Raw genomic sequence first — 12836 nt, 5'->3', positions numbered from 1 at the left:
GGTTGTCCTCTAACGCGGGACTGGCGGCTCCTTACGACCAGAAGCAAGGGCATCTCATGATCTGGCCTCCTGAACACCGTTACCGGTGGGCGGGTGGAGGCTGCATTGGCTGACGAGACCAGTGCCTGAAGATCCTGAGCCGGGTGAACACAGCGATGCGATGACCGGGGCGTGCCTGACTGTCAGTCAGGGCAGCCCATTCCCTGGTCTGCGGCACCATCATATACAAGGCTGTTGCTGGTGACATCGGCGTTTGTCACGCCGATTGTCACGAGTGGAGTAGCCGCAAAACCAAATGCGATAAGGGCTGCAGCAGTGTTAGAAGCGCCCGTCTCTTTCCAGGAGAAAGAGACGGGCGCAGGTTGGCGCGAGATTCGACCAAGCGGACAGGTTGCTGCAGGGCAGCGAAGTAGAAAGTATTGTCTGGCGCACGAGGGCCATGATCTGAAGTAGGCATCCATCACCGGGGAGGTGACCGGGCGAGCTGCCGGACGCGAATCGCCATTTGGGGGGGAGAACCACCGCAAGAACGGCGTGACCTTGAAGGCTCGGGTCACCTGGGGTGCTGTCAACGACAGCCTTTGCACTATCTTTTCTACGCCCGTAATTCTAGAGGGTCAAGCGATGTGTCCCGCATGGTTTTGCGATTGAAAATGGTATTGGGCGTGAGCGGATTACCGTGGCAACCAGTGGCCGATGTGATGCTTTTGATGTTTTTAGGTGAGGTCCATCCAAACAGGGCGGCTTTGCAGCCCTGTATAGCGGTCTCTGACCACAGCCCGGATTCGACCAAGGCACTGCACGCCATGGACCGAAAGCCATGCCCACAGATTTCGGTCTTGGTGTCGTAGCCCATGTTCCGCAAAGCGCTATTGACCGTGTTCTCGGACATAGGCTTCCACGAGCGAGCGTCACTGGTGAACACCAGATCGAAGTACCCCGTGATCGCGTGAATCTGTTCGAGCAACGCCACCGCTTGCGGTGACAGAGGGACCAGATGGATGTCGCCCGCCATCTTCGTGCCTCTGGCCGAATACGGAACGCCGTCCAACGCGGGCCGCGTGTCAGGTATCTCCCAGATACCGCGCTTCAGGTCGAACTCACTCCAGCGTGCGAAGCGCAGTTCGCTGGACCGAACAAACACATGCAGTGACAGCATGACTGTCAGCCGAGTGAGCGTACGCCCCTTGTAGTTCTCGATGCGGTCCATCAACTCAGGCAGGCGTGACAGCGGGAGTGCAGGCCGATGCGTAACCCGTGGCGCGCTGATGAAGCCCTCAAGGTCATATGCAGGGTTCACCGTGATCAGCCGTAGCCTCTTCGCCTCACGCATGATGCTCTGCAGGTAGTTTTGTACCCTCAAAGCCACATCAATCGTGCCGCGCGTCTTTATCGCCTCAAGTGGCTGCATGAGGTCGAAGGTATCCAGATCAACGACGGCGCGTGCGCCGAGCAGCGGGAAAACGTGAGTCTTCAAACGACTCAGCACGGTCCTCGCATGGCCAGGCGCCCACTTCACGGACATTTCCTTATGCCAGTCCAAGGCAACGCGCTCGAATGTGTGACCTCTGACAACCGCCTCGGCCTTGGCCTGTTGCTTGGACGCAATCGGATCAATGCCTTCAGCCAGCATCCGCTTAGTCTGCAGACGCTTCTGCCGAGCATCTGCGAGCCCGATGACGGGGTAGTTGCCAAACGAGGTCAGCCCCTCTCGACCATCCGGTTTCACATACCGGAAACGCCAGCCTTTGCGGCCGTTGGGGTAGACGAGGAGGTAAAGACCGTCACCGTCAAAAAGCTTGTAGGGGCGGTCAGTGGGTTTGGCCGAACGGCATGCGGTGTCGGTCAGGGGAGCAGTAGTACGAGCCATAAGGGTAAACCGCTTTATCGAATCGACTTTATCCCAAACGTTACCCCTAAATCGGCCGACATCTGTCAAAATCCAACGGAACGCCATAACGAAGAAACCCGCCAAAAGGCGGGTTTTACGGGGGTTCCAGAGATTTTGGTAGCCTTCGCTGAAACCTGAACTGGTGCCGGAGACAGGAATCGAACCTGCGACCTTCGCGTTACGAGTGCGCTGCTCTACCGACTGAGCTACACCGGCGTGTGCGCAACGCTACCACTGCCGTGCGCGTTACGCAAACCTCTGTTTCGCCTCACTTATTCCCCTGCCCTTCGCCCTGCCCCGCCAACCCGGCGCAACCGCTGGGCGCGAGATCGCTTTCCAGGTCCGTACTGCATGCCCAGCCCGTGGCCGAACGGGTCAGCGTCAGCCGTTTGCCCAGCACGTTGGCGGGTGCATCGAGCAGGGTGCAGACGAGGCTGCCGGTGCCCGCCGCCGCCGTGCCGCTGGCGAGGATGGCGCAGTGCGCGGTGCTGGCCTGTCCGCCGAGGCTGGGGGCGTCGGTCACGTCCTTGCCTTCGTTCAAACGCAGATCCATCGGGGTCTTGAGGGCGGAAATTTCCAGCAACCCGGCGGCCGCTTTACCGCGGGCCTGGTGGTTGGTGTACATGGGAATGGCGATGGTGGCGAGGATGCCGATGATCGCTACGACGATCATCAGTTCGATGAGGGTGATGCCGCGTTGCCCTTTCATAACAGGTTCCTTGTCGATTCGGTCTGGCCGCGACCTGGGGTCGGGAGCCGGCTGGCGCGCAGTAGAGCCCAATGGACACCTTTTGTCACCCCTGCGCGGTGGGACGTCATGTCCGCTGACCTACTCTAGTGAGCGTCTGCAATTTCTGCCCTGGGAAGGGCGTGGCGAGCTGTTACCGGGCTTGTCGGTGGCCAAGGAGGCTGTGATGGGGGCGATGCGGTGGTATGCGTGGGAAGGGGCGGATGCGCACGGGGCGCGGCTGACGGGTCGGGTGCAGGGGCGCAGTCCGGCGTATGTGCGGGCGGGGTTGCTGCGCCAGGGTGTTCAGGCGGCGCGGGTGTGGCCGGCGAGCGAGGTGGGCTGGCGGTTGCCGGGGCGGCGCGAGGGGGTGGATGCGCCGGGGTTTTCGCGGCAGTTGGCGACGCTGCTGAAGGCGGGAGTGCCATTGTTGCAGGCGTTCGAGGTGATGGGGCGCAGTGGCGCGGATGCGGCGATGGTGGCGCTGTTGGGGCGGGTGCAGCAGGAGGTGGCGGCGGGGTTGGGTTTGGCGCAGGCGTTGCAGCGTCAGCCGCGCGGCTTCGATGGGTTGTACTGCAACCTGGTGCGGGTGGGTGAGCAGTCGGGGACGCTGGATCGGCAACTGGAACAGTTGGCGGACATGCTCGAACGGCGTCAGGCGCTCAAGCGACGTGTGCGCAAGGCGATGCTGTATCCGTTGATCCTGCTGCTGACCGGGCTGGCGGTGGCGGCCTTGTTGTTGCTGGAGGTGGTGCCGCGCTTCGAGGGCATGTTCACGGGGGTGGGCAAGGAGCTGCCGGTGTTCACGCAGTGGGTGATCGATGTGTCCGACGGGCTGGGTCGGCATCTGCTGATGATACTGACGGTGTTGGGGATAATCGGGGTGGGCTGTGTGCAACTGTACCGTGGGCATCTGCCGACGCGCCTGTGGATGATTCGTCAGGCGCTGCGGCTGCCGGTGTTCGGGCGGCTGCTCAGCCATGCGGCGCTGGCGCGCTTCGCGCGCAGTCTGGCGACGGCCTATGGCGCGGGGGTGGCGTTGCTCGATGCGCTGCACACGGTGGCGCCGGCGTGTGGCGATGCGCTGCACGAGCGGGCGGTCGGGCAGTTGCGTCAGGGCATGGCCAATGGTTTGGGGCTGCACCAGGCGATGGCGCTGGAGCCGCTGTTCGCGCCGTTGCTGGTGCAGTTGACGGCCATTGGCGAGTCCAGCGGCACGCTGGACGCGATGCTGGACAAGGCGGCCTGTCATTACGAGGAACAGGTGGGTCTGGTATTGGAACAGTTGACCAGCCTGCTGGAGCCGGCCATCGTGCTGATCCTCGGCGTGCTGGTGGGTGGCCTGGTGGTGGCCATGTACTTGCCGATCTTCCAGTTGGGTAGCCTGATCTGACATGAACCTGTGGATATTGCTTGTCGACCAGCCAGGACTGTTCCTGGCCGGTGCGGCGCTGCTTGGCCTGTTGGTGGGCAGTTTCCTCAATGTGCTGGTGCTGCGGTTGCCAGTGATGCTGGAGCGCCAATGGCAGAGGGAGGCGCGTGAGGTGCTGGGCCTGGGCCAGGTGTCCTACCCGCGTTTCGACCTGTGCCTGCCTGCGTCGCACTGCCCGGCGTGCCAGCATCGGATTCGGCCGTGGGAAAACATTCCGCTGCTCAGTTACCTGTTGTTGCGCGGGCGCTGCTCGGCGTGCCGGGGGCGGATCAGTCTGCGCTATCCGTTGGTGGAATTGAGTTGCGCGCTGTTGTCGTGGCTGGTGGCGTGGCATTTCGGCGTGAGCGAGCAGGCGCTGCTGGGCCTGCTGCTGACCTGGTGCCTGCTGGCCCTGAGCCTGATCGATGCGGACCATCAGTTGCTGCCGGACGTACTGGTGCTGCCGACCCTGTGGCTGGGCCTGGTGATCAATGCCTTCGGGGTGTTCGTGCCGTTGGCCGATGCGCTGTGGGGGGCGGTGCTCGGTTACCTGAGCCTGTGGTCGGTGTACTGGGTGTTCCGGCTGATCACCGGCAAGGAAGGCTTGGGCTACGGCGACTTCAAACTGCTGGCGCTGCTCGGAGCCTGGGGCGGCTGGCAGGTGCTGCCGCTGACCTTGCTGCTGGCCTCGTTGGTGGGGGCGCTGGTCGGTGTGTGTGTGCTGAAGATCAAGAAGGCCTCGTTGCAGACCACACTGCCGTTTGGACCTTATCTGGCCATCGCGGGGTGGATCGCCTGGCTCTGGGGTGATGAAATACACGCTTCCTACCTGCAACTGTTTGGATACTGATGACCACTGCAGCCTTCACCCCTTGGATTCTCGGCCTCACCGGCGGCATCGGCAGCGGCAAGAGTGCGGCGGCCGAACGCTTCGTCGAGCTCGGCGTGCACTTGGTGGACGCCGACCAGGCCGCGCGCTGGGTGGTGGAACCGGGCCGGCCGGCCCTGGCCAGCATCGTCGAGCGCTTCGGTGCGGGGGTCTTGCTGGAGGACGGTACGCTAAACCGCTCGGCGTTGCGCGAGCGCATCTTCAGCGACCCCACGCAGCGGCGCTGGCTCGAACAGTTGCTGCATCCGCTGATTGGCCAGGAGATCTTCAGCTACCTGGCCAAAGCGCAATCGCCCTACGCGGTGTATGTCTCGCCGCTGCTGATCGAATCCGGCCAGTACCAGAAAACCCAACGCATCCTGGTGATCGACGTGCCGCAAAGCGTGCAGATCGCTCGCACGCTGCAACGCGACGACACCAGCGAAGCCCAGGTGCAGGCGATCCTGGCAGCGCAGCTGTCGCGCGAGGAACGTCTGCGCCATGCCGACGATGTGGTGGTCAACGACCGCGACCTGCCGTGGCTACATCAGCAGATCGATCAGTTGCATGCCTTTTACCTGACTTTACGAGGAGGCCAGCCTTGAGCCAGCCAATGACCGTCGATTGCCCCACCTGTGGCGCCCCCGTGGAATGGAGCGCGAGCAGCCCGAACCGGCCGTTCTGCTCGGACCGCTGCAAGTTGATCGATCTGGGCGCCTGGGCGGCCGAAGAGCACAAGATTCCGGCGGCACCGGAGTCCGAAGACGAACTGTATTCGGGGGATCTTGAACCCCGGCATTGAGCGCGGCGAGCTCAACGCCGTCAGTCTTCCTTCCACGGCGCCTGCAAGTAGCGGGTGCGGTTGAAGGTTTCCAGCCACTCGGGACAGAACACCACCAACGCGCTGATGACGGTGCCGTTGATGAAGGCCTCGGGGAACATCATCAGCCACAGGTAGCCGATGAAGTCGCCGAGCCATTCGGGCATGGCGAACAGGCCATCCAGCCACAGCAGCGCCATGCCTGCCAGCAGGCACACCAGGGTTGCCAGGGCGGCGGCGAAGAAGCCGGAGCAGAAAATGTAGACGAACAGGTTGCGTGGCTGGGCACGTTCGACCCGCGTGGCGCAGGCTTCGGTGACCAGCACGGGCAAGGCCACGATCAGCAGGCCGTTGATGCCCAGGGCGGCGAGGTCCTGGCGCCCCAGGGCGAGCAGGCCGAGCTGCGCCAGGCAGCCGCCGAGCACGGCCAGCGGCCAATCCAACAGCAGCGTCACGGCGGTCATGCCGAGGAAATGGTAGGACACGCCCGAGTCGAAATCGCGCCGCACCATCCACAGCGCGAACAGCGCGAGCACCGTGCCGAACAGCAGGTGCTGGCGGCGCGGGTCGCTGAACAGCTCGACCCAGCGGGTGCGGCTGGCGGCCCACAGCAGCAGCGGTGCGTAGGCCAGCCAACCGAGGGTCAGGCTGGTGCTGGACAGGACCTGGGCGCTGATCATGACGACCTCGCATCGGTGGCGGATGCCGCCGAGTCTACACCCGAAGCCGGTTCGCGAATCTTGCGTGAAGACAAGACCTTATCCTTCACAATTGCAGACTAAGCTTGTTGCCATGGATGACTCAGATTACCTGCGCCTGCTTACCATCCAGGCCGAACAAGCCAATGCCTTCCTGTCCAATGCCCGCAAATGGGAGCGTGAGCGTTGGGTCTGCCAGCGCCTGCTGCAAGGGCTGAACATCCCCTACCGCAGCGAAGACTTCACCCCGGCCGGCCAGGAGCCACCGGACGTGCTGTTTCGCGATGCGGCCTTCGAAGTGTTCTTCGTGCTCGACCAGGGCCGCCGGCTCAACGACGAATGGCGCGAGGAACTGCAGCGTCGGCGCAGCGCCTTTTCGCTGGCGCAACTGGTGCGTCGCGAGGCGCGCCCACGGCGCATCAGCGCTCAGGAGCTGATCGGTCGCCTGGGGCCGACGCTCGGCAAGAAAGCGCGCAATTACCGCGAGCGCGGGCTGGACCTGGGCGAGCTGGACATCATCGCCTTCGCCAGCCTCAAGCGCGAAGTGCTCGACCTCAACAGCCACTTCCCGCCGCCCACCGAGTACTTGCGCCAGGGCTGGCGCTCACTGTCGCTGGTGGGACCGACCTTCGCCCGGGTGCTGTTCGCACACCCGGACGCGCCGGATTTCCTGCGCGCCAACCTGGGCCGCAGCATCGTGTTCGACGTCGGCATCAGCCTTTGATCGTGTGCCGTGTGACGGTGCAATGACGTACACTCGGCGGCGCAGATGAAAGGTATTATCATTCGTTTCAACTTCTTTCCAAGGCTGTAGGAAACGTTGTACCGCGCCTGCACTCCAAGACGTCTACCCCACGACGCGCCGTCCTACCCCGGACGCTGCCCGTCGAGCTGCCCGCCACGTGGACCGGTGCTATGAGCTGCCTTGCGCTCGCCCTCCCCTGTGTCGAAGCGGCCGGACCTGGTGTCCCCGAATTCCGTAAAACTTGTGAGATATCCCCATGACTCATCGCATCGTGATTGTCGGCGGCGGCGCCGGCGGCGTGGAACTGGCAACCCGCCTGGGCAAGAGCCTGGGCAAGGGCAAGCGCGCCGAGATCACCCTGGTCGACGCCAACCTGACGCACATCTGGAAACCGTTGCTGCACGAAGTGGCCGCCGGTTCGCTCAATTCCTCCGAAGACGAGCTCAACTACGTGGCCCAGGCCAAGTGGAATCACTTCAACTTCCAGCTCGGACGCATGAGCGGCCTGGACCGTGAAGGCAAGCGCATCCAACTGGCCGCCACCCTCGACGAAGAAGGCCGCGAGTTGCTGCCGGCGCGCACCCTGGGCTACGACACGCTGGTGATCGCCGTAGGCAGCAACACCAACGACTTCGGCACCCTGGGCGCGGCGCAGCACTGCCTGTTCCTCGACAGCCGCAAGCAGGCCGAGCGCTTCCACCAGCAACTACTCAATCACTACCTGCGCGCCCACGCCGGCGACACCGCCAGCGAGAAGATCAGCGTGGCCATCGTCGGCGCCGGTGCCACCGGCGTGGAGCTGGCGGCCGAGCTGCACAACGCGGCCCACGAGCTGGCGGCCTATGGCCTGGACCGTATCCGTCCGGAAGATATGCACATCACCCTGATCGAGGCCGGCCCGCGCGTACTGCCGGCGCTGCCCGAGCGCATCAGCCAGCCGGTGCACAAGACCCTGGAAAAACTCGGGGTGACGGTGATGACCAACGCGGCCGTCAGCGAGGTGACCGAGGACGGCCTGAAGACCGCCAGCGGCGAGGTGATCCAGGCGAGCCTGAAGGTGTGGGCGGCGGGCATTCGCGCGCCGGGCTTCCTCAAGGACATCGATGGCCTGGAGACCAACCGCATCAACCAGTTGGTGGTGCGTCCGACCCTGCAGACCACCCGCGACGACGACATCTTCGCCTTCGGCGACTGCGCCGCCTGCCCGCAGCCGGGCAGCGACCGCAACGTGCCGCCGCGCGCCCAGGCGGCGCACCAGCAGGCGTCGCTGCTGGCCAAGAGCCTGAAGGCTCGGCTGGAGAACAAGCCGTTGGCCACCTACACCTACAAGGACTACGGCTCGCTGGTCTCGCTGTCGCGGTTCTCGGCGGTGGGCAACCTGATGGGCAACCTCACCGGCAGCGTGATGCTCGAAGGTTGGCTGGCACGGATGTTCTATGTGTCGTTGTACCGCATGCACCAGATGGCGTTGTACGGTGTGTTCCGCACGGCCATGCTGATGCTGGGCAGCAAGATCGGCCGCGGCACCGAGCCGCGCTTGAAGCTGCACTGAGTCGATCGGGGGAGCCGCTTCAAGCGCTCCCCCGAAACCTTGCCCGACTATCGCTGCAGATGGGCGAGCAGCCGCGCCACCGTCTCAGCCAGCGGCCCTGAGTTATCCAGCAGCAACAAACGGGGGTTGGCCTCGCGCGCTTCGCTGGCGAAACGGGCGTTGCGCGCCAGGCGCGCCTCCACTTCCTCCGGGGTTTCCCGACCGCGCGCCAGCAGCCGCTGACGCAACACGTCCTGCGCCACACTGAGCAACACCACCTGCAACTGTGGATAACGCAGCCGGGCCTGGGCCAGGTGCCCGCGTGAGCCGTTCACCAGCACGTCGTGCCCTTGCTCGAGCCATTGGTCGATGATCCGTGGAATCCCGTACTGCAACCCGTTGGCCTGCCAATGCAAGGCAAAGGCGCCCTCCTCGCGCATCTGCTCGAACTGCGCCGCGCTGACCGCCATGGCGGCCTCGCCGGTGGCCTCGGCCGAGCGAGTGATGACGCGCCGGGCGATGCACGCGCCCTTGGCCGTCAACTGTTCGCGAGCCGCGTCCAGCAGGCTGTCCTTGCCTGAACCGGACGGCCCGATGAGGTAGATCAACCTGCCTGCCATCGCCTTCCCCTTTACCTTCGACCCACTGCGCCAGCGTGACAGGGCCTCATGACCGAATTGTCGCAGTGTGCGCGACAGATCGCGACCTGCACCCCGACATCGGGCTGCAGCCCTTGATGTGCGCGGCATCACGTTCTGCAAGACGCTAGCACATGCGTACTATTTTCAGCGCGCCGAGCGCTCCGGATACTCCCCCTGTTGACACGTCGCACCTATGGAACGCCAAGGCCTTGATGGCCGGCAGCCACTAGCGTGGCCTCTAATGGAGTATCTGGAGTCGCTATGAACCCCCTATTCAAACTCTCCCCGCTCGCGTTTGCGATCACGCTCAGCGTGCTCCCGAATGCCCAGGCGGCGGACTACAACATCAACAGTGGGCAGGAAACCTGGAGTAGCGATCGCGGCATCGATGGCGCGATTTCGCTTCGCCCCAGTAACGGCACCCCAGCCGGCCTGACCATCAACAACGGTGCCCAAGTCGTCAGCAAAGGCGGACGAATCGGCGGCTCATCGACCAACAGCGAAGCCAACACGGCCATGGCCACCGTCGTGGTCGAAGGCGCCGGCACCCGCTGGGTCGTGCCACGCACCAACGCGGTGCTGGATAACGCCATCGTCATAGGCGGTGCGGGCCAGGGGACGCTGAACGTGCTCGACGGCGGCCAGGTGTCGGTGCGCGATCTCCAGCTCAGCGACAACGGTAACGCCGGCAACGGTTTGTCCCGGGCGAACCTGTTGGTCAGCGGCCAGAACGCCAAGGTGGATGCGGTCAACGTGACCTCCGGCGGCGTCTTCATCTACGACTCGCGCATCAACCTGCAGAACGGCGGCCAGCTCGCCAGCGAACGCGTCGCCATCGACTCGATCAGCACCCTGACCGGCGCCGGCACGCGTTGGGACAATACCGGCACCTTCAAGAACCGCAACGACCTCAGCCTGAGCGACGGCGCCGTATTGACCAGCGACTCCATGGAACTGGGCGCAGCCAGCATCGGCCGCAACACCGTGGTCAGCGTTTCCGGCGAAGGCACGCGCCTGGCCACCCGTACGCTGACCCTGGGCACCACCACCCGCAGCACCAACATGATGCTGGCCAATGGCGCCGAGCTGAGCAGCACCGACGGCATCGACATCAGCGTGCTGACCAGCATCAACTCCGCGGCCCGTGGCGCCTTGAGCATCGGTGGCGCCGTGGTGCGCGACGACGACCGTACCGACATCGACTCGATCACCGCCAGCGCCGCCCAGGCTGCCGGTCGCCTCGACCCGCAGACGGCGATCCGCTTCGGTGCCGGCAGCGGCGCGCTGGCCTTCAACCATACCGACAGCGACCTGCAACTGAGCAACCGCATCAGCGGCGCGGGCCGGGTCTACTCGTTCAGCGGCAACACCACCCTGAGCGGCGACCTCACCGGGCTGTCCGGCAGCACCGTGGTACGTGGCGGTCGCTTGGTGCTGGCCGGCGACGTCGACCAGACCAACCCGCGCGGCACCTCGCTGCTGAGCGTGGGCAACGGCACCTTGGTGGTCAACGGCACCGTCGGCCACACCGACGCCTCCGGCAACTACAGCAACCGCGCCCAGGTGCTGGACGGCGGTGTACTGGCCGGTCGCGGCCAGGTCGGCAGCACCCAAGTGGCTTCCGGCGGTACCCTGTCGCCAGGTGAAGGCGCACTGGGCAACCTGTCGATCAAAGGCGACCTGGACATGGCGGCGGGCTCGCGTTACGCGGCGGACATCGCCGGCGATGGCGGCTCTGACCAGGTCAACGTCAGCGGCACCGCCACCCTGCGTGGCACCCGCGTGGACGTCACCACGCTCAACGAAGCGCAGAGCTACCAGAACGGCCAGACCTACACCTTGCTCACCGCCCAAGGCGGCGTGGTCGACGGTGCGGCGGCCGGCACGGCTTACGCGCAAGCCTTCAGCAACTCGGCCTTCCTCGACGTCAGCCTGCAGCGCACGGCCAACGCCCTGAACCTGACCATCGCGCAGAAGACCACCACGCCGCCAGTCGAGCCACCTGTGCAGCCGCCGGTCGAGCCGCCCGTAGAGCCACCGGTTCAGCCTCCGGTCGAGCCACCCGTAGAGCCGCCGGTTCAGCCTCCGGTCGAGCCACCCGTAGAGCCGCCGGTTCAGCCCCCGGTCGAGCCACCCGTAGAGCCGCCGGTTCAGCCCCCGGTCGAGCCACCCGTCCAACCGCCTGTGCAGCCTCCGGTCGAGCCACCGGCAACCGGCGGCACGCCAGGCATCTTCCAGACCGTGGCGCTCACCGAGAACCAGTGGAACACCGCCGGAGCCCTGAGCGTGCTGCAGCAGAGCGGTGATCCGCTGCGCCTGTACAACAACTTGCTGGTGCTCGATGCCGCCAGCGCGCGCAACGCCATCGATCAGCTCTCCGGCGACTACCACAGCAGCACCGGTACCGCGCTGATCGCCAACAGCCAGGTGGTGTCCGGCGTACTGGGCTCGCGCCTGCGCACGCTGCTCGACAGCAACACCGTGCGCATGCCGCTCGGCGCCTCGAGCTTCATGCCCGCCGCACCCGATTACCAGGGCGGCGCCTGGGCCCAGACCTTCGGCAACTGGTCGCGCCTGGACGGCAACAACGGCTCCAGCGGCCTGCGCCAGCGCACCGGCGGTGTCCTGATCGGTGCCGACGGCAGCATCACCCAGGACTGGCGCGCGGGCGTCTACGGGGGCTACAGCCGCTCGAAGTTCGATGCTGACGACCGCGACGCCAAGGGCAACAGCGACAACTACCACCTGGGTCTGTACACCGGTGCCCAGCTCGATGCCCTGCGTCTGAGTGCGGATGTCGGCTACACCTGGCACAAGCTCGACAGCGAGCGCAACGTGGGCTTCGCCGGGTTCAACGACCACCTCAAGGGCAAGCGCGACGCCAATACCCTGCAAGCCAGTGGCGAGGCGGCTTACCGCATCGGCCTGGGCGCAGTGGCCTTGGAACCGTTCGTAGGCGTGTCCTACGTGAAGTACGACGCCGACAGCTTCCGCGAAAAAGGCGGTGCCGCGGCGCTGGACGTGTCCAGCGAGAAACAGGACACCTGGTTCTCGACCGTGGGCATGCGCGCCTCCACCCATACCCGCGTGGCCAACCGCGACACCCAGGTGTATGGCTCGCTCGGCTGGCGCCGTGCCTATGGCGACCTGGACCCACGCAACGAGCAGTCCTTCGCGGGCGGTCCTGACTTCGAAGTGCAGGGCATCGCCCAGACACGCAACGTGGCACTGACCGAAGTGGGCGCGAAGATGCGTCTGACCCGCCAGACCGACCTGGACCTGTCGTACCAGGGCCAGTTCGGTTCGGACACCCGCTTCCACTCGGTGAATGCGGGCATCACGGTTCGCTTCTAAACGTACTGCGGTGGCCTGCACCGGCCACCGTTCACCCGCGCGGACCTGGGGGGGGGGGGGGGGGGGCCCCCGGGGGGGGCGGCCTGCACATTAAATTTAATTAAAAAACCAATTTGTCAACCCCCGGGGGGGGGCTCTGGCGGGGGGGGG

11 protein-coding genes and 1 tRNA gene are annotated in these 12836 nt (G+C 65.1%); 7 read left to right on the top strand and 5 right to left on the bottom strand.

Features of this window, described 5'->3' with window-relative positions; translation table 11 throughout:
* Positions 1 to 595: 595 nt before the first annotated feature.
* From Q6A47_RS13590 to Q6A47_RS13580, 3 genes are all read right to left on the bottom strand, one after another.
* The gene (locus Q6A47_RS13590) at positions 596 to 1957 is read right to left on the bottom strand and encodes a tyrosine-type recombinase/integrase (RefSeq protein ID WP_304484553.1); all 1362 of its coding nucleotides are present in this window, start codon (positions 1955 to 1957) and stop codon (positions 596 to 598) included.
* Positions 1958 to 2031: 74 nt separating this feature from the next.
* A tRNA-Thr gene (locus tag Q6A47_RS13585) sits at positions 2032 to 2107 on the bottom strand.
* Between the two features lie 52 nt (positions 2108 to 2159).
* On the bottom strand, positions 2160 to 2600 hold the full coding sequence (locus tag Q6A47_RS13580) for a pilin (RefSeq protein WP_304484552.1): 441 nt from the start codon (positions 2598 to 2600) through the stop codon (positions 2160 to 2162).
* Positions 2601 to 2805: 205 nt separating this feature from the next.
* Between Q6A47_RS13580 and Q6A47_RS13575 the strand changes: the two genes are divergently transcribed.
* The 4 genes from Q6A47_RS13575 to yacG are packed head-to-tail and all read left to right on the top strand — an operon-like array spanning position 2806 to position 5699.
* Positions 2806 to 4011 carry a type II secretion system F family protein gene (locus Q6A47_RS13575; protein WP_304484551.1) on the top strand — a complete coding sequence of 402 codons (1206 nt, stop codon included), beginning with the start codon at positions 2806 to 2808 and terminating at the stop codon, positions 4009 to 4011.
* Position 4012: 1 nt separating this feature from the next.
* Complete coding sequence (locus Q6A47_RS13570; RefSeq protein ID WP_304484550.1) at positions 4013 to 4879, top strand: prepilin peptidase; 867 nt, start codon at positions 4013 to 4015, stop codon at positions 4877 to 4879.
* Positions 4879 to 5502, top strand: a complete 624-nt coding sequence (gene coaE / locus Q6A47_RS13565) for a dephospho-CoA kinase (protein ID WP_116889126.1) — start codon at positions 4879 to 4881, stop codon at positions 5500 to 5502. The genes Q6A47_RS13570 and coaE overlap by 1 nt, the downstream gene beginning before the upstream one ends.
* The gene (gene yacG / locus Q6A47_RS13560; protein WP_304484549.1) at positions 5499 to 5699 is read left to right on the top strand and encodes a DNA gyrase inhibitor YacG; all 201 of its coding nucleotides are present in this window, start codon (positions 5499 to 5501) and stop codon (positions 5697 to 5699) included. Before coaE ends, yacG begins: the two co-directional genes overlap by 4 nt.
* Positions 5700 to 5719: 20 nt before the next feature.
* Here yacG and Q6A47_RS13555 read toward each other — a convergent pair whose 3' ends face one another.
* Positions 5720 to 6397, bottom strand: coding sequence for an energy-coupling factor ABC transporter permease (locus Q6A47_RS13555; RefSeq protein WP_039580129.1), 678 nt, complete (start codon positions 6395 to 6397; stop codon positions 5720 to 5722).
* A 112-nt stretch (positions 6398 to 6509) separates the two neighbouring features.
* Between Q6A47_RS13555 and Q6A47_RS13550 the strand changes: the two genes are divergently transcribed.
* Positions 6510 to 7139: a DUF1780 domain-containing protein gene (locus Q6A47_RS13550; RefSeq protein WP_039580132.1), complete on the top strand. Its 630-nt coding sequence runs from the start codon at positions 6510 to 6512 to the stop codon at positions 7137 to 7139.
* 277 nt (positions 7140 to 7416) lie between these two features.
* Entirely contained in the window at positions 7417 to 8712 is a 1296-nt protein-coding gene (locus Q6A47_RS13545) for an NAD(P)/FAD-dependent oxidoreductase (RefSeq protein ID WP_039580135.1), read from the top strand.
* A 47-nt stretch (positions 8713 to 8759) separates the two neighbouring features.
* Here the strand turns inward: Q6A47_RS13545 and phnN are convergent, their stop codons facing one another.
* The gene (gene phnN, locus Q6A47_RS13540; protein WP_304484548.1) at positions 8760 to 9311 is read right to left on the bottom strand and encodes a phosphonate metabolism protein/1,5-bisphosphokinase (PRPP-forming) PhnN; all 552 of its coding nucleotides are present in this window, start codon (positions 9309 to 9311) and stop codon (positions 8760 to 8762) included.
* A gap of 282 nt (positions 9312 to 9593) precedes the next feature.
* Between phnN and Q6A47_RS13535 the strand changes: the two genes are divergently transcribed.
* A complete protein-coding gene (locus Q6A47_RS13535) occupies positions 9594 to 12686 on the top strand; it encodes an autotransporter domain-containing protein (RefSeq protein WP_304484547.1) in 3093 nt (1030 codons plus the stop codon).
* Positions 12687 to 12836 lie beyond the last annotated feature (150 nt).

Origin of the sequence: Pseudomonas boreofloridensis (assembly GCF_030580795.1) — a bacterium.
In the GTDB taxonomy this organism is placed as follows: domain Bacteria; phylum Pseudomonadota; class Gammaproteobacteria; order Pseudomonadales; family Pseudomonadaceae; genus Aquipseudomonas; species Aquipseudomonas boreofloridensis.
This window is presented reverse-complemented; position numbering and strand designations above follow the sequence as displayed.

Excerpts from the sequence above, each read along its gene's own strand:
- Q6A47_RS13590 (WP_304484553.1), bottom strand. The coding sequence starts at position 1,957 with ATGGCGTTCCGTTGGATTTTGACAGATGTCGGCCGATTTAGGGGTAAC.
- Q6A47_RS13570 (WP_304484550.1), top strand. The coding sequence starts at position 4,013 with ATGAACCTGTGGATATTGCTTGTCGACCAGCCAGGACTGTTCCTGGCC.
- coaE (WP_116889126.1), top strand. The coding sequence starts at position 4,879 with ATGACCACTGCAGCCTTCACCCCTTGGATTCTCGGCCTCACCGGCGGC.
- Q6A47_RS13580 (WP_304484552.1), bottom strand. The coding sequence starts at position 2,600 with ATGAAAGGGCAACGCGGCATCACCCTCATCGAACTGATGATCGTCGTA.
- Q6A47_RS13550 (WP_039580132.1), top strand. The coding sequence starts at position 6,510 with ATGGATGACTCAGATTACCTGCGCCTGCTTACCATCCAGGCCGAACAA.
- Q6A47_RS13555 (WP_039580129.1), bottom strand. The coding sequence starts at position 6,397 with ATGATCAGCGCCCAGGTCCTGTCCAGCACCAGCCTGACCCTCGGTTGG.
- Q6A47_RS13535 (WP_304484547.1), top strand. The coding sequence starts at position 9,594 with ATGAACCCCCTATTCAAACTCTCCCCGCTCGCGTTTGCGATCACGCTC.
- Q6A47_RS13545 (WP_039580135.1), top strand. The coding sequence starts at position 7,417 with ATGACTCATCGCATCGTGATTGTCGGCGGCGGCGCCGGCGGCGTGGAA.
- phnN (WP_304484548.1), bottom strand. The coding sequence starts at position 9,311 with ATGGCAGGCAGGTTGATCTACCTCATCGGGCCGTCCGGTTCAGGCAAG.
- Q6A47_RS13575 (WP_304484551.1), top strand. The coding sequence starts at position 2,806 with ATGGGGGCGATGCGGTGGTATGCGTGGGAAGGGGCGGATGCGCACGGG.